General features: G+C 55.2%; 20 protein-coding genes. 5 read left to right on the forward strand and 15 right to left on the reverse strand.

Features of this window, described 5'->3' with window-relative positions:
• Positions 1-149: 149 nt before the first annotated feature.
• On the forward strand, positions 150-3329 hold the full coding sequence (locus LBQ97_07155; protein ID MDR1832490.1) for an autotransporter outer membrane beta-barrel domain-containing protein: 3180 nt from the start codon (positions 150-152) through the stop codon (positions 3327-3329).
• 71 nt (positions 3330-3400) lie between these two features.
• Here LBQ97_07155 and LBQ97_07160 read toward each other — a convergent pair whose 3' ends face one another.
• The 12 genes from LBQ97_07160 to cadA form a co-directional block, all read right to left on the reverse strand.
• Positions 3401-4531, reverse strand: a complete 1131-nt coding sequence (locus tag LBQ97_07160; protein MDR1832491.1) for an aldo/keto reductase — start codon at positions 4529-4531, stop codon at positions 3401-3403.
• Between the two features lie 124 nt (positions 4532-4655).
• Positions 4656-5687, reverse strand: a complete 1032-nt coding sequence (locus LBQ97_07165; protein ID MDR1832492.1) for a hypothetical protein — start codon at positions 5685-5687, stop codon at positions 4656-4658.
• Positions 5684-6397, reverse strand: a complete 714-nt coding sequence (locus LBQ97_07170; GenBank protein MDR1832493.1) for a DNA-3-methyladenine glycosylase — start codon at positions 6395-6397, stop codon at positions 5684-5686. Before LBQ97_07170 ends, LBQ97_07165 begins: the two co-directional genes overlap by 4 nt.
• Positions 6387-6857, reverse strand: a complete 471-nt coding sequence (locus LBQ97_07175) for a methylated-DNA--[protein]-cysteine S-methyltransferase (protein ID MDR1832494.1) — start codon at positions 6855-6857, stop codon at positions 6387-6389. The genes LBQ97_07170 and LBQ97_07175 overlap by 11 nt, the downstream gene beginning before the upstream one ends.
• Before the next feature lie 83 nt (positions 6858-6940).
• On the reverse strand, positions 6941-7381 hold the full coding sequence (locus LBQ97_07180) for a GNAT family N-acetyltransferase (protein MDR1832495.1): 441 nt from the start codon (positions 7379-7381) through the stop codon (positions 6941-6943).
• Positions 7382-7396: 15 nt separating this feature from the next.
• Positions 7397-7735: a cupin domain-containing protein gene (locus LBQ97_07185; GenBank protein ID MDR1832496.1), complete on the reverse strand. Its 339-nt coding sequence runs from the start codon at positions 7733-7735 to the stop codon at positions 7397-7399.
• A gap of 60 nt (positions 7736-7795) precedes the next feature.
• Positions 7796-9430 (reverse strand): ABC transporter permease subunit, encoded by a 1635-nt coding sequence (locus LBQ97_07190; GenBank protein MDR1832497.1) that lies wholly within the window; start codon positions 9428-9430, stop codon positions 7796-7798.
• Positions 9431-9432: 2 nt separating this feature from the next.
• Positions 9433-10401 (reverse strand): ATP-binding cassette domain-containing protein, encoded by a 969-nt coding sequence (locus LBQ97_07195; GenBank protein ID MDR1832498.1) that lies wholly within the window; start codon positions 10399-10401, stop codon positions 9433-9435.
• A 2-nt stretch (positions 10402-10403) separates the two neighbouring features.
• A complete protein-coding gene (locus tag LBQ97_07200; protein MDR1832499.1) occupies positions 10404-11414 on the reverse strand; it encodes an extracellular solute-binding protein in 1011 nt (336 codons plus the stop codon).
• 127 nt (positions 11415-11541) lie between these two features.
• Positions 11542-13209, reverse strand: coding sequence for an ATP-dependent helicase (locus LBQ97_07205; GenBank protein ID MDR1832500.1), 1668 nt, complete (start codon positions 13207-13209; stop codon positions 11542-11544).
• Positions 13210-13254: 45 nt separating this feature from the next.
• Positions 13255-14253 (reverse strand): hypothetical protein, encoded by a 999-nt coding sequence (locus tag LBQ97_07210; protein MDR1832501.1) that lies wholly within the window; start codon positions 14251-14253, stop codon positions 13255-13257.
• A 37-nt stretch (positions 14254-14290) separates the two neighbouring features.
• Positions 14291-16270, reverse strand: a complete 1980-nt coding sequence (gene cadA, locus LBQ97_07215; protein ID MDR1832502.1) for a cadmium-translocating P-type ATPase — start codon at positions 16268-16270, stop codon at positions 14291-14293.
• Positions 16271-16409: 139 nt separating this feature from the next.
• On the opposite strand from cadA, the gene LBQ97_07220 reads away from it, so the two are divergent.
• Complete coding sequence (locus LBQ97_07220) at positions 16410-17627, forward strand: SAM-dependent methyltransferase (protein MDR1832503.1); 1218 nt, start codon at positions 16410-16412, stop codon at positions 17625-17627.
• A 46-nt stretch (positions 17628-17673) separates the two neighbouring features.
• Here the strand turns inward: LBQ97_07220 and LBQ97_07225 are convergent, their stop codons facing one another.
• Positions 17674-18879, reverse strand: a complete 1206-nt coding sequence (locus tag LBQ97_07225) for an acetyl-CoA C-acetyltransferase (protein ID MDR1832504.1) — start codon at positions 18877-18879, stop codon at positions 17674-17676.
• 83 nt (positions 18880-18962) lie between these two features.
• Positions 18963-19688, reverse strand: coding sequence for a 3-oxoacyl-[acyl-carrier-protein] reductase (gene fabG, locus LBQ97_07230; protein ID MDR1832505.1), 726 nt, complete (start codon positions 19686-19688; stop codon positions 18963-18965).
• A gap of 273 nt (positions 19689-19961) precedes the next feature.
• Here fabG and LBQ97_07235 point away from each other — a divergent pair, with 273 nt between their 5' ends.
• The 3 genes from LBQ97_07235 to LBQ97_07245 all read left to right on the forward strand — a co-directional run bounded on the left by LBQ97_07235 (position 19962) and on the right by LBQ97_07245 (position 22467).
• Positions 19962-20663 carry a hypothetical protein gene (locus tag LBQ97_07235; protein MDR1832506.1) on the forward strand — a complete coding sequence of 234 codons (702 nt, stop codon included), beginning with the start codon at positions 19962-19964 and terminating at the stop codon, positions 20661-20663.
• 11 nt (positions 20664-20674) lie between these two features.
• A complete protein-coding gene (locus LBQ97_07240) occupies positions 20675-21835 on the forward strand; it encodes an aminotransferase class I/II-fold pyridoxal phosphate-dependent enzyme (protein MDR1832507.1) in 1161 nt (386 codons plus the stop codon).
• A gap of 65 nt (positions 21836-21900) precedes the next feature.
• Positions 21901-22467 (forward strand): cysteine hydrolase, encoded by a 567-nt coding sequence (locus tag LBQ97_07245; GenBank protein ID MDR1832508.1) that lies wholly within the window; start codon positions 21901-21903, stop codon positions 22465-22467.
• Positions 22468-22512: 45 nt separating this feature from the next.
• Here LBQ97_07245 and LBQ97_07250 read toward each other — a convergent pair whose 3' ends face one another.
• On the reverse strand, positions 22513-22773 hold the full coding sequence (locus tag LBQ97_07250; protein MDR1832509.1) for a hypothetical protein: 261 nt from the start codon (positions 22771-22773) through the stop codon (positions 22513-22515).
• Between the last annotated feature and the right edge of the window lie 1104 nt (positions 22774-23877).

Below are 23877 nucleotides of genomic sequence, written 5' to 3' on the forward strand. Positions count from 1 at the left end.
GAGCAAAGCGGACGCCGGAAATTCTCGATAATTTCAGGAGAAATTCTATAGACAAAAAGAATTTTTTATGATATCCTATGCACGTAGACTTTCGTATCGAATTTACAGACGATAAAAAATCTAAACTTTATTTTAAAGGAGACAGGGTTATGGGAGAAAAAAAGGGGATGTTTTTGAAAACAAGGGATTTCAGGCGTTTTTTGACGGGATCGGCGATGGTCTTTTTGTTTTTGTTGCCGACGGCGGCTGTTCGGGGTGAAGAGGAAGAGCGGGACAGCCGGACTGTCAGCGCGGATACGGGATATGAAATCGCTGGCGTCGAAAAAGATATCGTTGACGGAGTGGACGCCAAAAATTTTGATTTGATCATTGAAACCGGTCCTTTCAGTCACGCCATCTACGGTGGATATGCCGAAGGCGTCAGCGCCATCAACAATACTTTGCTGATGAAGTCGGGAACGACCAATAAACCTCTATTTGGCGGTTATTCTTTCGGCGTCGCGGCCTTGGGCAATATCACAACGATAAAAGCCGGAACAGTTTCGGGCAAGACCTATGGCGGTTATGTCCAAGCTTATTATCACGAGCGTGAATCTGAAGAAGATGATAAATATGAGATTCCCGAAGGTCAGATTGAAATCAACGACAATATCGTCAATATTGAAGGCAGTTCTGATGTGGCCGACGTTGTCGGCGGCGGTGCCGTAAGCTATGCGAACACCGCCTTCTTCCTCAACAATCAGGTCAATGTCGGAGATACAGCCAAAACAGGCAATATTTTCGGCGCCTACATCGATCCGGAGGGAACTGTGATAGCGGAAGGCAACAGCGTCAATATTTCCGGCTCGCCGACAATCAATGGTTCCGTATTGGGAGCATATATACGTGCTGAAAACTCCTTAGATGACGAATTGGAAAATCCGAGTTTTTCTCTCAGATATAATTCCATTACGCTGTCAGGAAATCCGACAGGCATCAAAGGCCTATACGGCGCGTACGTAAAGCGCATAGAAGCCATTGAAGCTCCATACGACGCATTTACAGGCAACATGCTCCACGTTGACCGTCCCTCTGAAGGTCAGATCATTGTCGGTGACGGCGATGAAAGTTTACAGAAAATGGATTATGAAACTGCTATAGTAAAAAATTTTGAATTTTACCGGTTCACGCTTCCCGAAAACGAAGTATATGATGACGGAAAAGCAGATTTTGATAAAGCCCTGCTGTACGTAAAGGGGCGGGTGCTTATGAAGGCAAAGGGTGACATAACGGCGGTAGAAGAAAAATACGATTCTTACGTAGACAAATATCAAACGCCCGATTCCTACTCCAAAGTCGAAGCGATCGGCATCGGCCTCAACGAAATCATCGCCCCCGGCGACGAAGTCAAGCTGATTGAAACGGAAAATGACGACGACTTGATTCTTACCGCCGATACGCTGAAGGATCCCGTCGTCACCGACGAAGACGCTACAAAGATCGAGACGACCTGGAAACTGATCAACGACGTCCCCAACGTGCTGTCGGCCTTCCTGCAAAAACTGGAGGCGAAGCACAACCTCACGCGCTCCCGTGACTGGCGCGTACATTCGACGGAAAATGAGAATGTCATCCTGATCGTCAAAGGCAAGATGACAATGGAAGATGACAAAGAGCTTTATTTGGATAACTCTAAAGGAGGAGGAGTTTATGCAAATATCGGGACATTGGACATCAGAGAGGGGAATTTGCGTCTTGGCGACACAAACGCCTGGAACGGAGATGCGGAAGAAAATCCAGACGGCGTTATTATCAATAATCTCGTTATGGGCGGAGGGAGTACTGTATATGCTGGGGCTAGCGGATACCGAGTAAAACACTATAAGATTCACGCTTCCAAAGAGGAGGACGAAGTCTCGGCCGGAACCATCGACGGCAATCTGCTGGGAGACGATTCCCTCTTCACGTTCTATCTGCCGAAGACGACGAAAGCCAACGACAAATTTACCAAGGTGACCGGCAAGGCCTCCGTGGACGGCAGTACGGTCTATCTGGTCTGGAGCGGCAATGAGGATCCCGGCTTCGTGGACGGCGACGAATTATACCTGATCGAAGCGGCGGAAGAAAACGACAACGAAAGCCGCTCGGATATCGGGACGCCCGAAAATGTCGACGCGCCCCTCAAAATAGGCTCTCTGCTACAATACGACTTTAAACTGAAAACCAACGAAACACAACTGATCGCCTACCTCGACGGCACATCCGAAATCGAGGAGGAAGATGACTCTAACGGCAAGGGAAAGGGCAAAACCCAAAATCCGGTAAAACCTGTCGAGGAAATTGAGGAACCCGAAAGCGAGGAACCCGACGGCGGGTCGAAAGACCGGAGTGCCGGCGCGGGTACGACAAAATCCCCCCTGCTTCCCGAATCCCGCTCCATCGCCGAAGGCTATCTCGGCGGCCTGGCCCTCGTGATCCGTGGCCATGAACTCCTGACGGGCGCGATCCTCCCCAAGACCGACGACTTCGACTATCAGGTCTTCGGCGTCTTCGGCGGCGCGAACCTCCACTACAACGCGGGCGGCCACCTGGGCTTGAAAGACTTTACGGTTTTGGCCGGCATTTCCAAGCGGAAGGAAAATGAAAAAGGGGACCTCTACTTCGGCCCCTTCGTCGAATACGGCGTCGGTTCTTATCACACCCGGGATACGTATCCCACGATCGGAACCGTCAACGGCAAAGGTCACGCCAGATATATCGGCCTCGGCCTTCTGGCCAGATACAATTTCAAAGAAACCGAAGACGGCTATCTCTATCTTGAGGGCTCCGGCCGGATCGGCCGCCTCAAGGACCACTATGACAGCAAAGACATCAAAGACGCTCTGGGGAATGTGGCCAAATACGACCTCTCCTCCCCCTACTATGGCTTCCATGGCGGAATCGGCTATGTTTGGTACTTAAACGAAAAGACGGACCTCGATCTGTCGGCCAAATATTATCTGACCCGGATCAAGGGAGACAGTCTCCGTCTCACGACCGGAGACCCCGTTGACTTCCATCCGGCGACGTCCTCACGGGTTCAGGCCCGGGCAAAATTGAGCCGCAAGATCAACGTCAAATTCTCCCCCTATGTGGCGCTGGCCTGGGAGCGGGAACTCGACGGGACCGTCAACGCCTCCACGGGACGCTACGGCTTCGTAGCCCCGAGCCTTGCCGGCAACACGGGAATCGGAGAACTGGGCTTCGTCTGGAAACCTAAACCCCGCTGGACCATCGATCTGGGCCTTCAGGGCTACTTCGGAAAGCGCGAGGGACTCGCCGCAACGCTGCGCGTCAAATATCAATGGTAACACCATAACTTTGCCCCCCAGGTTAGGGCTGTCGTTCCGGATTTGCAACTCCGGGCGGCAGCCCGTTTTTTTTACGGGTTTTCAAGAAGCGCCACGGCCTTTTGAAGCTCGTCGATAATCGCGATATGCTGCGGGCAGACCGTCTCGCACTGACCGCAGCGGATACACTTGGAGCCCTCTCCGTGCAGGCCGTTCCGGATCCAGAAATAGCTCGCCAGGGCCCGTTTCTTGTTGCCCTTGTAAAATAGTTCGTGATTGTTTACCTGCTGGAAAATCTCGGGGATCGCGACGCCGGCGGGGCAGTCCTTCTGGCAGTAGCGGCAGGCCGTACAGGGCACCGTGGGAATGGCCGCGAGGGCCTTCTGGGCTTCTTCAAGCACGTCCCGCTCCTTTTCCGTCAGGGGCTTGAAATTCCGGAAAGTCTCAATATTTTCCGCCATCTGCCCGATGTCGGACATGCCCGAAAGGACCGTGATCAGCCCCTCCATAGAAGCCGAAAAGCGCAGGGCCCAGGAGGGGTAAGTCGCTCCGGCCTCGGCCGCCTTCAAGATTTCGGCCACAGGCGCCGGCGGGCTCGCCAGCATGCCGCCCTTGACGGGCTCCATAACGACAACGGGTTTTCCGTGCTTTCTTGCGGTCTCGTAGCATTTCCGGGACTGGATGGATTCGCTCCGCCAATCGGCCCAGTTGATTTGCAATTGCACAAATTCGGCCTCGGGATGCTTTGTGAGAATCTCGTCCAGCGTATCGGCGTTGTCGTGGAAGGAAAAGCCCACGTGCTTCAAAACGCCCTTGGCCTTCTGCTCAAAGACATAGTCCCAGATTCCGTATTCTTCAAATTTCGCGCTCCGCACGCCGCCCAGGTTGTGGAGCAGGTAAAAATCAAAATAACCGGCCCCGGTCCTTTTCAAGGACGTCTGCAGCATAGCCCGGGCTTCTTCTGCGGATTTGGCCATAAAGGCCGGCATCTTCGTAGCGAGCTGAAAGCGTTCCCGGGGGTAGCGCTCCACCAGGACCGTCTTCAGGGCTTCTTCGGATTTCCCGTCGAGATAGCCCCAGGCCGTATCAAAGTAGCTGAATCCCGCCTCCAGAAACCTGTCGGTCATGGTCTTCAACTGTTCGATATCGATTTCTTTGCCGCTCATGGGCGGCCGCATGACCCCGAAACCCAATTTCGGAATATTCTTTCCCAATTCCTCCATACACACGCACACTCCTTTTAAATTTGATATCCGTAAAATTCGTAGGGGACGGGCTTGCCCGTCCCGCTATTGTCCATAAATTGCCCGTCCCGCTATTGTCCATAAATCGCCCGTCCCGGGTTTTTTACAAATTGCGCGCCCGGGCGGGCCTGAGGCGCTTCAGGCCCTCGGGGAGTCCGGCGAGGATCCCTTCCTCGAGGCTTTTCCTGTGCTTCTGGTACCAAATCCCGAGGATGATGAAACATACCCCGATCAGGGTCAGAAAGACCGGAAACATGGCCGAACGGCGGAAAAAATCATAGGCGAGTTTTCCCAGGAAAAACGCGAGGCCCATGGTCCCAAAAACGAGAAATACGGTCCGGGCGAGAAATACTCCGGCAAGGACCAAAAGCGCGTGAACGCAGCCGTAGATCAAAACGTGCTCCAATTTCCCCGAGTGCCGCATACTGAGGCCTCCGCAGAAGGTCAAAAGTCCGAAGAAATACAGCCAGAAGGCATAATCTTTTTCATATTTGAGATCGCATAGATAAGCGACGGTCATCATCACGAGCCCGAAGAGGACGGAAACCACCGAGCGGGCTTCCCAAGTGATGGAATTTTGCCCTGAAAGAACCGGCACGATATCCATCGAGAGAAACCACAGGGTCCCCGAGATCAGGAATACGTGAAAAGGAAAGCGCGCGGTCCAAAAGACGACGGCCGCCACAAGGAGCGTCGAAAGCTCGAGGATCAGCCATCTCCCCTTGATCCAGACATAGTAATCGTGGTATTCGTAGCCGTTAGGCCAGAAGCCGTTGACGGCGAGGATCGAAAAGACGAAAAGGGGCGTGACCGCAATGGGGATCGAGAGCAACAGGCCCCCGGCCGTCGTGAGTTTTTTCCGGAAATACAGATACAAGCCCGCGACGCCGAAGACGACGAAATAAAAGGCCGTGAAGACCGTAATGGCATAGTCGCCGAAGCGCGACCACTGCCGGTACATGAGCCAGGTGACCGCGGAGATGATGAGTAAGGCGCCTCCGTAATAGAGGACTTTCTGCAGACCCGTGACCCTCGGTTCCGATCCTTCGGCGAGAGTCCGGAAGGCCTTGACCTGCTCCTCGGTAAATATGCCCTGTTTGAGGGCTTCCTGCAATTGCCCGTCTGTGTATTTCATGATTTCTCCTTCCTGTGGGTCTTTTTTTCACCGGGGGTCTTTTTTCCGGCCGCCGGGCTCTCTTTCGCCTTTTGGGCGGGATCGCTGTACTCGGCGTAGCGCCCGCTGGCGACGGCCCAGAGATAGAGGCTCGCCACGGAGCCGTGGGGCGAATAGCGCTTCCGGCAGCGCTCAAAGAATTCTTTCGTGATTTCCCGGCGCCCGTAGAGCATCCGCAGGCCCCGCCGGATGGCAAGATCGTCGTAACTCAGGATATCGGGGCGCTGAAGGCAAAAGATCATCAGCATTTCCGCGGTCCAGATCCCGATCCCCCGAAGCCTTGTCAGGGCGGCCGCCACTTCCGCGTCGGAAAGGGTTGGCAGTTTTTCGAGATCAAGACGGCCCGCCAGCACTTCTTCGGCGATTTCCTTGATGTAGACGGCTTTTTTCATGGTAATGCCGCAGGCCTGCAGATCTTCGGCGGAAATCCCCGCGACGATCTCGGGAGTAAAGGGGCCGAAGCGCCGGGCCATGCGTTCGCGAATGGTAATATGGGCCTTGGTGGAAATTTGCTGGCCCACGACGGAATCGATCAGGGACTCAAAAAGATCCGAATCCACAGGACGTTCAACGGGTCCGATCAAGTCCATGGCCGCGGCCAGTTTTTTGTCTTTGCCTTTCAAATACGCGATCTCTTTTTCTCCGTAACGAAAAAAACCGTCACGAGCCATGATCCCGCTCCAGGTCCAGGAGGTAGCGCTTCAACGGAAGTCCTCCCCCGAAGCCCACGAGGGATCCGTCCTTGCCGATGATCCGGTGGCAGGGGACAATCAAGGGAATGGGGTTGTTGTGGTTGGCGCCGCCCACGGCCCGGAAGCCCCTGGGGGAGCCCACTTTTTCGGCGATATGCTGGTAGCTGACGGTCTGGCCGTAGGGGACCGTCAGAAGGGCGTTCCAGCAGGAAACTTGAAAGTCCGTGCCTTTGAGCTTCAGCGGCAGATCGAAGACTTTCCTTTTTCCGGCAAAATATTCGCTCACCTGCTTCGCGGCCCGTTTCAGAAGCGGCGTCTCTTTTTCCACATAATGGGATTCGGCTTTTTCATGGGGAAAGAGGAGACGGACAATGGCGCCGTCCTCTTCGGCGATGCCGATTTTCCCGACCGGGGTGTCATAGTAATAGAACTGTGTCATGATGTCCTCCTGGCGGCGATTTTTGTCTGTTTTGATCTGTTTTATCCAGTATAACACAAAAAGGCGGCTTTGTCTACGAAAGCTCAAAATCTGATTTCAAAAGTTTTGTGGGAGGCCTCGTCAAAGCCCAGGGCCCTGTAGAAGGCGTGGGCCCCCGTTCTCGCGATTCCGCTTTCGAGCACGGCCTTGTAGCAGTTTTGGGCTTTTGCCCAGGCGAGGGCCCGCCCGATCAGTTCGCGACCGATGCCCCGACGGCGGTAGTTTTCGTCGGTCACGACGTTTTCGATGTAGCCGATGGATCTGCCGTTGTGGGATAAATTCGGGATCACGCAAATATAGCAGGATCCCACTATTCGGCCGGCGTCCCGGGCCACATAGACTTGTATCCCGAAGAGCGCCGAGCGCTCGAGAATATCGGCCAGCAACCCTTCGGGGACGCTGCCGTCGACGCCCGGATTGAGCTGCTCATAGAGCCGGATCAGGGCGGGCGCCTCCGATTTTTCCAGCAATCCGTATTCAATCATGGCCATCCGGGTCCTTTAGCGGATCGCCGGACTGTAGCAGGCGAAGATCAACAGCGGAACCCGCCCCGTGTTCCGGATGGCGTGGGTCATCCCGATGGGGGCCATCATGGCGTTTCCGGCCGCGATGGGTTTCCATTCGCTTTCGTCGAGGAATTCGCCGCTTCCCGAGACCACATAAAAGAATTCCGTGGAATTGTCGTGGGTATGGGATTTGATCTCAAAATCCGGCATGATCATGACCTCGAAATTGTTGAGCCGCCCCGTGTCGGCCCCCGAGTAAAAATGCTTCATGAACACCCCGTCAAACTTCGGATGTTTTTCATACTTTGCCCCTTCGAAAATATGCGCTGCCATGCTTTTCCTCCTTTTCTCATTTTTTTATGAAAGAACTGTCGGCTCGGAGCCGTTAATGCCTTATTTGCGGCGGACAAAGCGGCCCAGATACGTAAAGCCGCATTTGAACAGGATATTGACGAGCATGATCATGACCGAAATGGCCACGGCGTACTCCACATCGCCGGAATCGCTCTTGCTGACCATCATGACCGAAATGACCCGGGTCCGGGCCGTATAGAGGAAAATGGCCGCCGATACTGTCGTCATGGCGTTGGTGAAGAAATAAGCCACGCTCTCGAGGATCGTATCGAGAGACAGCGGCAGAATGACCCGCGCCACGGTCAGATACCAGGGAACGCCCATGATTTCGGAGATATACTCATATTCCTGATCGATCCGCTTGAGCTTCGCGGTCATGGCCAGAAAAGGCGAAGCGAAAAAGTGAATGATATTGGCCAGGACCAGGATCCCCGAAGTCCCGTAGAGAAAGCTCCGCAGGCCCGATTTGGCGTTGAAAAAAGCGATATAGGCGAGGCCTATGGTCATGCCCGGGATGGCGTTCGGTAAAACGGATAAAAAATATCCTGTTTTTCGAAGCCAGAAGAAGTTTCGCTCCCGCTGGACCGCGTAGGCCGTGAAAAAGCAGAGCGTCGTCCCCAAAAGGGCCGTAATACCGGCCAGAGCCACACTGTAGGCGAGGATGCTCCAGACGCTTTCCCCCATCACCGTAAACTGCCAAGAGCGGAAACTCAGCGTAAAATCATAGGGCCAGTTCCGGATCAGGGAGGCGAATACGATGGTCCCCCCGAAGACGAGGATGGCCGCCGCGAAACCCCAGTTGAAGAGCGTGTAAAAACCGTCCCGCCAGGGATTTTTCCGGATGATGTAGCGGGTCGCCATGGCGTCGATTTTGGCGCTCTTGTTCCGGAGCAGCAATTCCGCGAAAAAAGCCAAAAGCGTCAGCGAAATCAACAGCGCCCCCACGGTTGCGCCCATGGGAAAATTCTGCTGTCCGATGACCTGCTTGTAGATGTCGGTAGCCATGACGTTGTAGTTGCCGCCGACGACCTTGGGCGCGCCGAAGTCCGTAAAGCACAACGTGAAAGCCGAAAAGCAGCAGGTGATGACCGTATATTTCACATTGGGGACCGTAATCGAAAAAAAGCGCTTGAGGATCCCCACCCCCATGATTTCCGCCATCTCATAGGTGCGGAAATCCTCGGCGTGAAAGGCCAGGGCCAGCATAAAGAAAACGACCGGAAACACATAGACGGTCTCGGCCAGGACGATCCCCCAAAAGCCGTAGATCGGAAATCCAAATCCGAAGAGTCGCGTCAGAAGCCCCTGTCTCCCGAGGAGATAGATCAGGGCGATGCCGTGGGTCATGGAGGGGACGAAGAGCGGCGCGCTGGCGATGCCGCGCAGTATGGTCTTGCCCCGGATATGGGTCCGTTCGATGCCGAAGGCGTACAAAAAAGCGAGGCCTACGGTCACGGTCGTTACCGTAAGAGAAACCGCAAGGCTGTTTTTGAGCGAAGCGGCCGTGGCCGGCGAAGTAAAATAGCGGGCAAAATTCCGAAAGCCGATCCAATTTCCGGCCCCGTCCTGAAAGGCCCGCAAAAAAAGCGTCGCCGCCGGAAACAACAGGCCCAGCGCGAGGAAAGCCACGAGTATCGCCGAAAGAAAAAACTTTGAAGCGGCGTTTTTGTCCATGGCTATCCCAACCCTTCGGCCCGGTCCAGACGCACATAGACGGGGTCATGGAGCTTGAAGGCCCTTTTCTCGAGCTCCTTGGAAAAAAGATCGATAAGGATCAAATGCCGTTTCAGAGCCACCGTGAGCCGGTAAAAAGGGCCCCGGAACTCGATATTCGTAATGGTGCCGGGAAATGTCCCCTCCCGGGCTTCCGTGTAGCACTCGACGTCCTCGGGCCGGATCATCCAGGTCACGTTCTTTTTGTCGGTCAGGAAATTGATCTTCCCGACGAAATCCGCGACGAAATAATCCCGGGGACCCTTGTAGACTTCGATGGGCGTCCCGAACTGGACGATTTCCCCCTCGTTCATGACGGCCAGCTTATCCCCCATGGTGATGGCCTCTTCTTGATCGTGGGTCACCATGATCGTCGTGATCTTGAGTTTATCATGGGTGGACTTGATTTCCCCCCGCAGGGCCTCCCGGACCTTTGGATCGAGGGCCGAGAGGGGCTCGTCCAGGAGCAGCAGGCCCGGTTCGATGACGAGGGCTCTGGCGAGGGAAACCCGCTGCTGCTGCCCGCCGCTCATCTGGTCGGGATATTTTTTCTCCACGTCAAGGAGTCCCATCAGCGTCAGCATTTCCATCACGAGATCCCGGCGCTTTTCCTTGTCTTTGATCTTTTTCCGAAGGCCGTATTCGACGTTTTGAAAGGCCGTCATATTGGGGAATAAGGCGTAGGACTGGAAGACCATGCTGAGATTTCTCCCCGAGGGGCGCAGGCGGGAAATGTCCCTGCCGTCTACGACAATCTCCCCGGCGTCGGCCCGCTCGAGGCCCGCGATGATCCTCAGGAGCGTCGTCTTCCCGCAGCCGCTGGCCCCCAAAAAGCAAACGAATTCCCCCTTTTCCACTTGCAAATTGATGTTCCGCAAAACCTCATGTTTTCGGAAACGCTTTTTCAGCCCGGCAATCGTGAGGTAAGACATGCTTATTCCCCCGTCCCGTAGCGCTTTTTCCACTCGGTCAGGATCCGGTCGCGGTTTTCCGTCGCCCAAAAGAGATCGTTGTCGATCATCTTCTGGCGGATATCGGCGGGATATCCCTCGACGGCGCCCTGAACCCTGTCGTCGGTCACGAAGCCGCGCACTTTGGCGTAGTATTCCATGGCGCGCTCCGACAGAGCCCAATCGGCAAGCAGTTTCGCCTCCTCTTTGATTTTGTCTTTTTTGACAATGGCGATGATTTCCATTTCCCAGCCGAGGCCTTCCACCGGAAAGACCGTGGTCACAGGCGCCCCCCGCCGTTCGGCGTAAATGCTCTCATACTCGACGCCGATGCCGATGGCGGTCTCGCCCTGGGCGGCCATGCGCGTAGGCGCTCCGCCCGAATGGACATACATCCGGATGTTTTTGTGCAGGCCGTCCATAAAGGCCCAGGCCGCTTGCTCGCCCATGAGCTGGATCCACGCGGAAACGGCCAGATAGCCCGTCCCCGACGAGGCCGGATCGGGCATGATGATCTCGCCCTTGTAGGCGGGATCCAGCAGATCCGCGTAACTTTTGGGAAGCGGCAGGGATTTTTCCGCGCCGATAACGTTATTGAACGTAAGCGCGCTCATCCAGGCCGAGAGCCCCACCCATCTGGGTTTTTCGCTTTTCTGATCGACGAATTTGGCGTCGATATGGCCGGTCTTGTAGTCGTAGGGCAGAAAGCGCTCCTGGTGATTCAAAAATCCGGCCGTAGGCACGGCCCAGAGCACGTCCGCCGCGGGGTTTTCCTTCTCGGCCTCAAATTTGGCCGCCATGACTCCGCTGGAATCTCGGATGAAATTGACTTTAATCTCGGGGTAATCTTTGTGGAAGCCTTCCAAAAACAGAGTAATTTCCTCTTCCAGCAAAGTCGAATACACGGTCAGTTCTTTCGGTTCGTTCTTTCCGCCGCAGGACAAAAGGGATATCGTCAACAGTACCACAACGCAAGTTTTCCATAGTTTTTTCATTCTCTCCTCCTTAGTCAACCGACTCCATGTAATAATCACGTTATACTTTTATTGTATCCATAAATGGAGAGATCTGTCAAGAAAAAAAATGCGCGGACCTTCGGCAAAAAGTCTTCAAAGGGCCACATCAAGAACCGTCATGACCACGAAATCCACCATAATCCAAAAAACGGGATGGTTTATCGAAAAAGCCGGTCTTTTCATAAAAATAATCGGGTCGCGTGAGCCAGAGCATCTTCCGGGCCCGGCTGCACGCCACATAATAAAGCCGTTTTTCCTCCTCAAGGCCTTCGGCGTCGCGACTCGCGGGAAAGACCCCGTCCAGAAGGACCGGCAGAAAGACATAGTCCCACTCGAGGCCCTTGCTGCTGTGGACCGTAAAGAGGGCGACGCGCTCCCGAGTCTCCCCGACTGGTTTTTCGGCTGTTTCCGCCTTATCGGGAAGGGAGGCGTCCTCCCCGGCCTCCCGGACAGCGAAAGGGAGGCCTGCTTCTTTGAGGGCCTTTCGGATATGGAGCGCCGCGTAGCGGTTCCGGTAGAGGATCGCGATCTCTCCGGGGGAAACCCCCTGCGCTTTCAATTCCCGGATTTTTTCCGTAATATAGGCGGCCTCCTGTTCTTTCGTCGCGAAGGAAAGGATCTGGGGCTTTTTGTGGGTTTTTCCCGTGCCCCGGATCACCTTCCGGTAACCGAGAGCGAAACGGGCGGCGATCCGGTTGCAAAAGGAGATTATTTCGTCGGTGCTGCGATAATTTGTGGCGAGCCTGATCAGTCTCGCGTCGGGAAAATCTTCCGAAAAACGTAAAATATTGGTGAAATCCGCCCCCCGGAAGCCGTAGATGCTCTGCCAGTCGTCGCCTACGACCATGAGGTTTCCGCTCTCCCCGACTAGCTCCCGCAGGAGTTTTCGCTGGTCGGCGTTGCTGTCCTGATATTCGTCGACGACCACATGTCGGTAGCGTTCCCGAATCAGCTCCCGAAACTTGTGATTGCGGGCGAGCCCTTCGGTAAAGACCCGCAGCAGGTCGTCAAACTCCAGACAGCCCTTTTCTTTTTTCCAGGCCCCGAAGGCCCGGCGGACGGCCAGGATCTCGTCGGCATAGGGCCGTTCCCGCTCAGTCAGTTGTTCCTCCAGGGGGATGCCCTTCAGGGCCTCCCGGGAAAATAACTCCCGCAGGCGGCGGGCCTGGGGAAAGGGAAGCCCCCTTACGCGCTTGACGTGATGGACGGCGGCGAGCTTTGTTAAGAGGTCCTCGACCCCTTTATCTTCAAAAATCTGTAAATTTTCGTAACCGAACCAGCTCTTATAGGTCATGATATGGCGGAGACAAAAGGCGTGGAACGTTGATATGGCCACATCCCCGCAGGCGCTTCCGCAAAGCTCCGCGAGGCGCTCCCGCATTTCCGCGGCGGCCTTTCGCGTGAAGGTGATCATGAGAATGCTCCCGGGATCGACGCCCGTCTCGAGCAAGAGCGCCGTCCGGTAGACGACGGTCCGGGTCTTGCCCGAGCCCGCCCCCGCGATCACGAGATATTTCCCCGAAAGCGCCGTAAGCGCCCTTTTCTGCTCGGCGTTCAGCAGACGCTCATAATCGATGCGGCGTCCGCACAAAAGCTCCCGGTCATAACTTCGGACCTCCCGCTTTTCCAGTTCCCCGATGGCGCGCCGGATCGCTATGCTTTTGTCGTCCCGGCGTCCCCTTGCGGTCGATGATCCATTGTTTTTTTCGCTTTCTTTGATTTTTTTACTCTTTTTGGGTATAAAAAATGAAACAATTTCCGACAATTTGCGCATCATACCCTCCTTACATCCGTGCCGGATCTTCTTTTTCGGAACGTTTTACGACAAAATTCGCTCCAAGGTCAAGACTTCGATTTTCTTTTTGCCCCGGAAGGTCCCCTTTTTCCCGCGGATCACCGTGAGCCTGTCGGGGCCGAAGCCGCCCCGGAATCCCTTTTGGGCTTCCCGGTCAAAAACGTGCAGTTTGAGCCGGTAGCGGGCTTCTTTTTTTGCCGCCAATTCCGCGGCCTCATCCCAGTCCGGATCCGCCGAGAAGTCTTTGGGCGCGACGCCCAGAAAATCCCGCAGCCGCTCAAAATTGTTGTCAAAATCCCGGCTTTCCAGGGCCTCCACAAGGAATTTCCGCATGTATTCTTCTTTGAAGGGACTCTTCATATAGACGAGGGCGTCGAGCCGCCTGTTCCAGGGCACGCTTTTTTTCGTGGTGACGCCGAAGGTCATATGGGAGTCGCTCCCCAAAAGATCCAAAAGCTCGGCGTTGGTGGCGTCGGCCTCGTTGCCGTTGAAGGAGACGAGGATCATGTCCGCCCGCAGGTTCCGGATTCTGCCGATATTCTCGTCGATATGGGCGGCCGTGCGCTCATTGATCAAAAGGATCCCCGTATTGTTGACCGAGATGATCCAGGGATCCCGGCTGTCGTAAATATCGACGTCAAAATGATTTTTCTTCCCGTAGTCCCGCAAAAATGCCGCCGCGTCGATGAATTTTCCCTCATTTCGCTTAAATTCCGCCGCGAAAGCGTAGACGAGCTCATCGCTCACTTTCGGGACGTTGAGAACGCCCCGAACGCCCAGATCGTTGGCCATATAGCCCCGGACATAGTCCCCCAGCACGATGACGTTTTTCAAAAAATCGCTGCGATCCCGCTGGAATACGGCATTTTTAAGAAGGCGGATCCGCTCCATGTGGTCTTCAAATTCGCTGTGGGGAAAGGCAAAGAGCAGGAACCAGTCCATGACCCCGCCGTCGTTGAGATAAGCCAGCAGGGAATCAAAGTTTTCGGCCGTAACGGGGTAAATATTCTTGCTTCTGCCCATGGGTCGCCCTCCAAAAAATTATGCTACCCATATCATATCAAGCTTTTCGCTTTTTTTCAACCGAAATCTTTTCCCGGTCGATTTTTCCGCCCCGCATGGCGTTCAAAACCGCAAGGAGCGCTACGCCCACGTCTGCAAAGATCGCGAGCCACATGTTGGCGAGACCCATGACGCCAAGGACCATAATGACGAGCTTGATCGAGAGCGCGAAGACGATATTCTGGGTCACCACCCGCTTGTTCTTTCGGGCGATCCGGAGGAGCTCGACGATCTTTGAAGGCTCATCCCGCATCAGGACCACGTCGGCGCTCTCGATGGCGATGTCGGCCCCCGAGCCCCCCATGGCGATTCCGACGTCGGCCATGGAAAGGGAGGGCGCGTCGTTGATCCCGTCCCCCACGAAGACGACTCCTTTGGCCGCCTGATTTTTAATGATCGCAAGCTTCTCGACTTTTTCCGCGGGCAGCAGCCGGGCGAAAACCTGAGTTCCCGGGATGCCCAGGGCGTCGGCAATGGCGCGGCTGATGGCCTCATTGTCCCCGGTCAGGACCCAGGGGGTCAGTCCCGCCGCCTTTAGGGCAGCGACGGCAGCGGCGGCGTCGGGCCGGATCTCGTCGGAAATCCGGATAATGCCCAAAAGGCGCTTTTCTTTGGCCACATAGAGGACCGTCCCCGGATGCTCGGTCTCCGCGGCGGGAATTCCCGCTTCCGCCATAAGCTTTTGATTGCCCGTAAGAATCTCCGCGCCCCGCCACAGGACGCCGGTCCCCCGCCCGGGGATCTCCCGGTAGTCGGAAAGATCGGAGACCGAAGGCGCTTCGACGCCCGGGAGCGGATAGTCCCGGATCACGCCAGCGATCGGGTGATTCGAGTGAAATTCGCCGATTTTCGCGTATTTTATGACCTCCTCAGGAGTCCCCCCGAGGGCTTCGATTTCGTCTATCCGGAATTTGCCGCGGGTCAACGTGCCGGTCTTGTCAAAGATAATATGGTCCACATCGCACATTTTTTCGAGGTAATTGCCGCCCTTGATCAGGATCCCCCGGCGGGAGGCCCGGCCCACGGCGCTGAAAAAGCAAAGCGGAATGGAAATCACGAGAGCGCAGGGGCAGGAGATCACGAGAAAAATCAATCCCTGCCGGAACCAGCGCGGAAAGTCCCCGGCGACCGCGGGAACCCCAAAGGCCACGAGGATCGCCAGACCCACCACGGCGGGCGTATAGCGGCGGGCGAATTTCGTAATGAATTTTTCGGCTCTGGCCTTTCGGGAGGACGAATCCCGTACCATCTCGATGATTTTGCTGACCGTGCTGTCCGAAAAGCGTCTCGTGGTCCGGATCTCGAGATAAACGTTGCCGTTGACGCTCCCCGAAAGGACCGTATCGCCGGTTTCCACGTCCCGGGGGAGGCTTTCCCCGGTCAAGGCCGAGACGTCGATACTCCCCCGTCCCTTTTCGATGACGCCGTCAATGGGGAATTTCTCCCCCGCCCGGATCGCTAAAAGACTCCCCACGGGGACGATCTCCGAGGGCGTTTCCGTCAAAGTCCCGTCAACGCCGATCACCAGGGCCGTCTCGGCCTTCAGGGACAGCAGTCCTTCTATGCTCCCCACGGCCCGGGAGACCGCCTTGTCCTGGAAATACTCGCCGATCTGATAAAAGAGCATGACGCCCACGGCCTCGGTGATTTCGCCCAAATAAAAGGCCCCGAACGTGGCGATCCCCATAAGGAAATTCTCGTCGAGAAAATTCCCGCGCTTGAGGTTCATGACCGCCGCCACGAGGATCCCCGCCCCCAAAAGGGCGTAGGCCCCGAGAGAAAGCGCGAGATACAGCGGAAAACGCCCCTTCACAAAAAGGGATAGCAAAAAGAGCGCCGCTCCCGCGATCAAGAGCGGTAGACGATGACGTTCAAAAAAATCCGCCCCTTCCTCATGGTGTTCGTGTTCCGCGCCGTGACAATGTCCGCAGCTACAGCCAAACTGTTCTTCCTGATGGCCGATTTCGATTTTTTCCATATTTCCTCCTCTTATACCCTATACCCCTATGGTTCTTTGACTATGTCATATCATGAAAGGACAATTTTGTCAAGAAAAATTTTGTCAAAAGCCCCGGACATATGATAAAATAAAGAAAAAAAGAAAGGGGCAAAATCAAGTGAAAACGGACAAGGAAATGATCGTCAAAGAAATGGAGGATTTGCTTAAGCGAAGGCCGGAAAGCCTTGTCAAGGGCGTATTTTCAGATCCTGTCGAGAAAAGCGCCGCCAAAAAATGTATCGCGCGGCCCTTTGAGACCAGGGGCGTGCCCGCCCTGCAGTTTGAGACGTTGACGGAGACTCAAGCCTTCCATGAAAATCTCCCGCTGGCGGATCCGACCGCCCTGGCTGCAAAGCTCTCCGCCTGCCTCGACGCCTTTTCCCAACTCCTTGTGATCACAGAGGACCGAATCCTTCAGTACCGGCGTCTGCGGGGCAGCTGGGACAAAAAGGAGAGCGAAGGATCGGCGCTCCCCGCAACCTCAGCCGACAAGCGGCGGAAAGGCTTGATCCTTCCCGAAGGCGTCCCCGTTTCCTTTCTCGTCTCCCTGGGGATCATGGGGGAAGAGGGCCGGGTCCGCAAGGATAAATACGACAAATTCCGCCAGATCAATAAATACCTGGAGTTCATCGACGACACGATCCGGGAACTGCGTGACCGGGGGGCGCTTCAGGATACGCTTCGCTGCGTGGATTTCGGCTGCGGAAAATCTTACCTGACTTTTGCCCTCGAGCACTATCTGCGGGAATTGAGCGGCCTTTCCTATGAGATCCGGGGTCTCGATCTCAAGGAAGACGTCATCGACCTGTGCAACGATATCGCGGAAAATTTAGGCTGCGGGAACCTTTCGTTTTTGAAGGGCGATATCCGGGATTTTAGCGGATTCGGAGAGGCCGATCTCGTCTTCTCGCTCCATGCCTGCGACAACGCCACGGACTACGCGATTGAAAAGGCCCTGGCCCTCAAGGCCAAAGCCATTCTGCTGGTTCCCTGCTGTCAGCACGAGTTTTACCAAAAGATCGGCAAGACCAAAGAATCCCCCTTCCGGGAGAAGCTCCCGCCGCTGGCCCGGGACGGGATCTTAGCCGAACGCTTCGCTGCCCTCGCTACCGACGCCTACCGGGCCCAGACGCTGCGGGTCTGCGGTTACAGCGTCCGCGTAATGGAATTTATCGATATGGAACATACGCCGAAAAATATCTTGATCCGGGCCATCAAGACAAGCATTCCGGCGGCGCGGCTGAAAAAAGAGCAGGCGGCCCTGGCGGCTCTCCGGGAAACCCTCGGGATAAGGCCACTCCTCGACAAACTCAGCGCCCCCTTTCAAAAGACGTAAAAAAACCTCCCCCTGCGGGGAGGCCTTTTTTTGAGGATTTTTTTACTCAGATATTCTTGATGACAACGGCCGTGCCCATGCCGCCGCCGATACAGAGAGAGGCGAGGCCGTATTTGAGGCCCCGTTTTTTCATTTCGTAAATCAGCGTGACGATGATCCGGTTGCCCGATACGCCCACGGGGTGGCCCAGAGCGATGGCGCCGCCGTTGACGTTGGTCCGTTCGTCGATCCATTGGCGGCTTACGCCGTGCTGCTTGATGAATTCGGCGATAACGCCCAGAGACTGGGCCGCGAAGGCTTCGTTGAGCTCGATCAGCTCCATGTCCTTCAGGGCGAGACCCGCCCGTTTGAGGGCCATGGCCGAGGCGGGCACGGGGCCCATGCCCATGATCTTGGGATCCACGCCGCCGATGCCGGTGGATACGATCTCCGCGATCGGTTTCAGATTGTATTTGGCCACGGCTTCCTCAGAAGCGACGATGGTCATGGAAGCGCCGTCATTGAGACCCGAGGCGTTTCCGGCCGTAACGGTTCCGTCTTTTTTGAAGGCGGGTTTGAGCGTCGCCAGGACCTCCGGCGTCGACTTCCGGTTGGGGAATTCGTCGGTATCAAAGACCGTGTCGCCCTTCTTGCCGGGTACGACGACGGGGACGATTTCATCCTTGAAGCGGCCGCTGTCAATTGCGGCGAGAGCCTTCTTCTGGGATCCGTAGGCGAAAGCGTCCTGCTGTTCACGGGTGATGCCGTATTTTTCGGCGATATTTTCCGCGGTGATGCCCATATGATATTTGTTGTAGGCGTCGGTCAAGGCGTCCAGCACCATGTGGTCTTTCATGGTCAGATCGCCCATTTTAAAGCCCTTCCGTACGGAAGCGGGCAAAAGGAAAGGCGCGTTGGACATGGATTCGCAACCGCCGGCCAGGATGAGATCCGCCTCTCCGGCTTTGACGGCCGTATAGGCGGTCATGACCGATTTCATGCCCGAACCGCAGATGATGTTGACGGTCCAGCCGGGAACTTCCTGGGGGATGCCGGCCTTTATGCCGACCTGGCGGCCTACGCCCTGATACTGCCCGGCCTGCAAGACGTTTCCGATCATGACTTCGTCAAATTTCGCGGGATCAATGCCCGTTTCGGCGATGACGGCCTTCGCTACGGCCGCGCCCAGATCGCTTGAGGAAAGGGGCGCCAGGGTCCCTTGAAAACTGCCGATGGCGCTTCTTTTCGCCGCCGCTATAAATACTTTGCTCATGTTTTTGAACCTCCTCGTTCAATCAAAAATTCATTGCGTCAAAAATAGACCGATTGTTTATGCGCGTTCGTTCAAGTACGTGTTTAAATCACCATGCCGCCCGTGACGGCGATGGTTTCCCCGGTAATGAAGGACGATTCGTCAGACGCCAGGAACAAAATGGCGTTGACGACGTCTTCGACGGTCCCCATGCGCTTCAGGGGGATCCGCTCCATCATGCCCTCGATGACTTTTTCCGGCAAATCGTGGGTCATGGAAGTCTGGATAAAGCCCGGCGCGACACAGTTGACCCGAATCTGGGCCCCCTTTCTCGCGAGCTCCTTGGCCCAGGTCTTGCTCATGGAAATGACGCCGCCTTTGGTGGCCGAGTAATTGGTCTGTCCGATATTCCCCATGAGTCCCGCGATGGACGAGAGCGTCACGATGGATCCCGATTTCTGCCGGGACATGACGGGCGCCACGGCCTGGGTCACGTTGAAGACTCCCTTGAGGTTGACGTTGATGACCGCGTCCCACTGCTCTTCGCTCATCCGCACGAAGGGCCCGTCTTTGGTGATGCCCGCGTTGTTGATCAAAATATCAATGCGTCCGAATTCCTCCACAACGGACTTGATCTTGGCCTTGATGTCCTCGCGGTCCGTCACGTTGAGCAGGATGTGCTTGATGTTGGGCTCCCGGTATTCCGTCTCCACGACGTCACAGGAAATGACCGCTTTGGCCCCCTCGGCGGCAAACCGTTCCGCCACCGCGCGACCGATGCCTCTTGCGGATCCGGTCACGAGGGCAATTTTCCCTTCCAATCTGTTCAAAATAATCCCTCCGTCCTTTTGCGCCTCTTGTCCGCGCGGAAAACGGGTCTGAGCTCTCCGCGGGAAAAACAGGCTCAAGATTCAATATACTTTGTCTGTTACAAGTATAAATTTTTTTTCAGAAAATGTCAATGGTTATTTCACGCCCGCCCTGTGGTTTGTGAAGAATTTTCTTTGCCGGGGGGTTAAAAAAGGAAAAAATATGTGCTATACTATGTGAGGTAAAGGATTTTTCTTGAAATTCACGGAAGGAAATTCCGGGGCGGGTAACCCATGAGAAAGCTGATATTGGCCATTTTAATCGTCGCGTGCGCTGTCGCCGCCTCCGGGCGGGACGGCAGAAAGACGACGGAAAAACTATATTACGAAAATAACGAACCCGAGAGCGCGGTGGAATACCGGGACGGGAAAAAAAACGGCGCCGCAATCGTCTATTCCCGCAACGGCATGATCAAGGTCCGGGGCAGTTTCAAAAATGACCGGCGGCACGGTCTCTGGACCTTTTATTTTGATGAAACCCCGACGCTGATGGCCGTGGAATTTTACGAAAACGACCGGCTTCAGGGCCGGCAGTCTTATTTTTATCCCGACGGCAGCCTGCGGAGCATAGCCAATTACGAGGACAACCAAAGGAAGGGCGTCTGGGAGTGGTATTCGGAGACGGGGGCCCTGGAGACGCGGATCAACTATCTGAGCAATTACCGGGGACTGGCCGCGATCTTCAACGACAAAGGCGTCACGGTGGCGACCGGCATGCTCGTCAACGAGCTCCGGAGCGGCCTCTGGAAATTTTTTGACGAGAGCGGGAGACCCCTTTACGCCATGAACTACCGGCGGGGCGTCCCTTACGGGGACTACGAGGCCTACGACCGGGACGGATCCGTGGTGATCCGCGGGCTTGTGGACGAAGCGGGGAATCTCACGACCGAAATCGAAGGAAAACAGGAAATCATAGAAACTTACACAGGGAGATAATTACGATGCGAATGACTTTTTCAAAAAAAATGCAGGGCTTCGGGGCCAGTATCTTTTCCGCGTTGAATGAAAAGAAGATTGAGCGCCTCAAGAAAGGCCTGCCGGTTTACAATTTGTCCATAGGGACGCCGGACTTCAAGCCCGAGCCGCATATTATGCAAGCGCTCTCGGAGGCTGCCCTTGACCCCGAAAACTACAAATACGCGATCACGGACAGGGACGAACTGATCGCGGCCGTTCAGGGCTGGTACAAGAGGCGCTACGAGGTGGACCTTGAATCCTCCGAGATCATGTCCCTCTACGGCTCCCAGGAAGGGATCAGCCGGATCTTCTGGGCCCTCACGGACCCCGGCGACGTGATCCTCGCCCCGGATCCCGCCTATCCGATCTTTGCGGTGGGCCCCGATCTCTGCGGCGCGCGGGTCGAATATTACAAACTCTACGCCAAAAACAATTTCATTCTGGATTTTGCCGATATTCCCGAAGAGACCGCAAGAAAAGCCCGGGCCATTGTCGTATCCTATCCCTCAAACCCGGTCTGCACCGTCGCGGGCGATGACTTTTACCGGGACCTGATCCGCTTTGCCGAAAAATACGACATTGTCGTGATCCACGACAACGCCTATTCCGATATCATTTTTGACGGGAAGACCGGAAAATCCTTTCTGTCCTATCCCGGCGCCAAAGACGTTGGGATCGAGATCAATTCCCTCTCCAAGTCCTACAACGTGACCGGGGTCCGGGTCTCCTTCGCCGTGGGCAACAAAGAAGTCATCGAAAAATTCCGGGACCTGCGTTCCCAGGTGGACTACGGGCTCTTTCTGCCGGTGCAGAAAATGGCCGTGGCCGCCCTCAACGGCCCTCAGGACAGCGTGAAACGCAACTGCGCCGAATACCAGAGACGGCGGGACGCCCTCTGCGGCGGACTCAGGGCGGCGGGAATGGACATCCGGGACAGCGAGGGGACCATGTTCGCCTGGGGGAAAATCCCCGCGCGATATGAAAACTCCGAAGCCTTTGTCCTGGAGCTCATCGAAAAGACCGGCGTCATCTGCGTGCCCGGCAGCGGCTTCGGCAGCCAGGGGGAAGGCTTTGCGCGCTTTGCCCTCGTCCTTCCGGTTCCGAAGATCAATGAACTCATCGAAGTCATCAAAAATAGCGGCGTCTTATAAAAAAAGCGCATAAATCAATTTTTCACAGGCAGAAATGAACATTCATTTGCTTCGAGGGGGATACCATGAATTTCAGCGAAAAAAAACCGGCCCTGATTTTGATCGACGTCCAGAAAGCCTTTCTCGACGAGGACTATTGGGGCGGCAACCGGAACAACAAAAACGCCGAGGCGGTCTGCGGGAAGCTCCTCGCCAAATGGCGGGAAGCGGGCCTCCCGGTCTTTTTCGTCCGCCACGCGTCTAAAAACCCAGCGTCGCCGCTTGCGCCGGGAAACCCGGGTTTTGCCTTCAACGACCATGTGACGCCCCGGGAAGGGGAACCCGTGGTTACGAAAAACGTCAACAGCGCCTTTATCGGGACCGATCTCCAGTCGCGCCTTGACGCGTTGCGGATCAAGACTTTGGTTGTGGCGGGCCTCATCACGAACTTCTGCGTCTCGACCACGGTCCGCATGGCCGGAAATCTCGGTTATGAGACCTATGTCATCGAAGACGCCGCGGCGACCTTTGATCGCGTCGGCATCCGCGGGGAAAAATACGATTCGGAACTCGTTCATCTGACGAGCCTCGCCTCGCTCAAGGACGAATTCGCAACGGTCTGGGATTCGGAGCGCTTGATTCGGGAGTTTTGAGGGGAACCGCTCTCGTTTCGAAGCCCTTTCCAGTACTCCTGGTCTTTACCAGATCCATTTGACCTCGTAGTTGTGGATATTTTTATCCATAGGCGCGTCAAAATCGTCCGCCATTTTGACTTTTCCCTCCAAAATTCCGTATGCAGTGCTACGCGGCATCTTTTCTTTATTCATCGATTTTTTTAGTTCGAAAGGGATTCCCTTACGGTTGATCAATAGTTCAAAAAACAGGTCGACCGCTTCTGGCATGTCCAATCCCAAATCAGTCAGAACGGCTTGAACTTTTGACATTTTTTCACTTTCCATGCTGATATTGACATTCGTTATCGCCATATTGGATCACCTCACATAATCCGTTATTTTTACCTAATTTTGGCATGAATCCCGCGAAAATGCAAGCATATGTTTCATGAGGCCGGCCGCTCGCGCCCGTCAGCCTCGACCCCTCAGCCGCCTAAAACCCCGCAACCCCCGGCGGCTGCGGCGCCATCCCGCAACCCCGGCGGCAGAGCCCCCACCCCCTTCGGAGAAGGGGGCTGAAAACAACCTTACTAGTCAGTCTCACATTTGAGCGAGAAACACGCTTCCCCCAAGAATCTGCGCCGTGCGCAGATTCTTTTCAAAAAAGACAAAAATTCCTTAGAGTCTCCCCTTCGCAAGGGGAGATTCGCGGCTTCTTACGTTTGCAAGGACGAAGTCCGCAGCAAATGTTAGAAGACCGCGATGTCTCGGCGTCAGCAAGCGCAGCGAGCCACAGCCGAGACTGTCGGCGCCCGCGCCGACAAAGAGGTCGAGGCAAGCGGGGCGACAAGCCCCATTACCCCCCAAGAATCTGCGCTTCGGCGCAGATACTTTTCAAAAAAAAACAAAAATTCCTTAGAGTCTCCCCTTCGCAAGGGGAGATGGCGGCCTACGGCCGCCAGAGAGGTCGAGGCAAGCGGGGCGAGCAGCCCAAATCGCAGCGAGCCACAGCCGAGACTGCGGCCTACGGCCGCCAGAGAGGTCGAGGCAAGCGGGTCGAGCAGCCCAAATCGCAACGAGCCACAGCCGAGACTGCGGCCTACGGCCGCCAGAGAGGTCGCTCCCCCCTACAGGCCACAAATAGCCCTCAGATACCCTCGAAAACGCCCTGAAATTGCGGAATCTATATTTTTGAATATTATTTCCCATAATTTTCACGGTTAATTAATAATTTATCCTATTTTTTTCAAAAAGTCAAGGCTTGAATTTACGGCCTTCGCCGTCACATTCCCTCTCTTTCCCATTTCATGCAACTTTCCATTTTTTGCCCAACAAAAAATCTATTTTTTAAACCATAATGTTGAACAAAGACTGCGCTTAAACTCCAATGTTTTCGGCGTTTTTTAACGATTCGGTCAACAAAAATTACATCACAATTATGGGAAATAA

The sequence above is a fragment of the Fusobacteriaceae bacterium genome, assembly GCA_031272775.1.
Taxonomy (GTDB): domain Bacteria; phylum Fusobacteriota; class Fusobacteriia; order Fusobacteriales; family Fusobacteriaceae; genus JAISST01.

Coding starts and splice junctions, on each gene's coding strand:
- LBQ97_07155 (MDR1832490.1), top strand. CDS start 150: ATGGGAGAAAAAAAGGGGATGTTTTTGAAAACAAGGGATTTCAGGCGT.
- LBQ97_07160 (MDR1832491.1), bottom strand. CDS start 4,531: ATGGAGGAATTGGGAAAGAATATTCCGAAATTGGGTTTCGGGGTCATG.
- LBQ97_07165 (MDR1832492.1), bottom strand. CDS start 5,687: ATGAAATACACAGACGGGCAATTGCAGGAAGCCCTCAAACAGGGCATA.
- LBQ97_07170 (MDR1832493.1), bottom strand. CDS start 6,397: ATGGCTCGTGACGGTTTTTTTCGTTACGGAGAAAAAGAGATCGCGTAT.
- LBQ97_07175 (MDR1832494.1), bottom strand. CDS start 6,857: ATGACACAGTTCTATTACTATGACACCCCGGTCGGGAAAATCGGCATC.
- LBQ97_07180 (MDR1832495.1), bottom strand. CDS start 7,381: ATGATTGAATACGGATTGCTGGAAAAATCGGAGGCGCCCGCCCTGATC.
- LBQ97_07185 (MDR1832496.1), bottom strand. CDS start 7,735: ATGGCAGCGCATATTTTCGAAGGGGCAAAGTATGAAAAACATCCGAAG.
- LBQ97_07190 (MDR1832497.1), bottom strand. CDS start 9,430: ATGGACAAAAACGCCGCTTCAAAGTTTTTTCTTTCGGCGATACTCGTG.
- LBQ97_07195 (MDR1832498.1), bottom strand. CDS start 10,401: ATGTCTTACCTCACGATTGCCGGGCTGAAAAAGCGTTTCCGAAAACAT.
- LBQ97_07200 (MDR1832499.1), bottom strand. CDS start 11,414: ATGAAAAAACTATGGAAAACTTGCGTTGTGGTACTGTTGACGATATCC.
- LBQ97_07205 (MDR1832500.1), bottom strand. CDS start 13,209: ATGCGCAAATTGTCGGAAATTGTTTCATTTTTTATACCCAAAAAGAGT.
- LBQ97_07210 (MDR1832501.1), bottom strand. CDS start 14,253: ATGGGCAGAAGCAAGAATATTTACCCCGTTACGGCCGAAAACTTTGAT.
- cadA (MDR1832502.1), bottom strand. CDS start 16,270: ATGGAAAAAATCGAAATCGGCCATCAGGAAGAACAGTTTGGCTGTAGC.
- LBQ97_07225 (MDR1832504.1), bottom strand. CDS start 18,879: ATGAGCAAAGTATTTATAGCGGCGGCGAAAAGAAGCGCCATCGGCAGT.
- LBQ97_07235 (MDR1832506.1), top strand. CDS start 19,962: ATGAGAAAGCTGATATTGGCCATTTTAATCGTCGCGTGCGCTGTCGCC.
- LBQ97_07240 (MDR1832507.1), top strand. CDS start 20,675: ATGACTTTTTCAAAAAAAATGCAGGGCTTCGGGGCCAGTATCTTTTCC.
- LBQ97_07245 (MDR1832508.1), top strand. CDS start 21,901: ATGAATTTCAGCGAAAAAAAACCGGCCCTGATTTTGATCGACGTCCAG.
- LBQ97_07250 (MDR1832509.1), bottom strand. CDS start 22,773: ATGGAAAGTGAAAAAATGTCAAAAGTTCAAGCCGTTCTGACTGATTTG.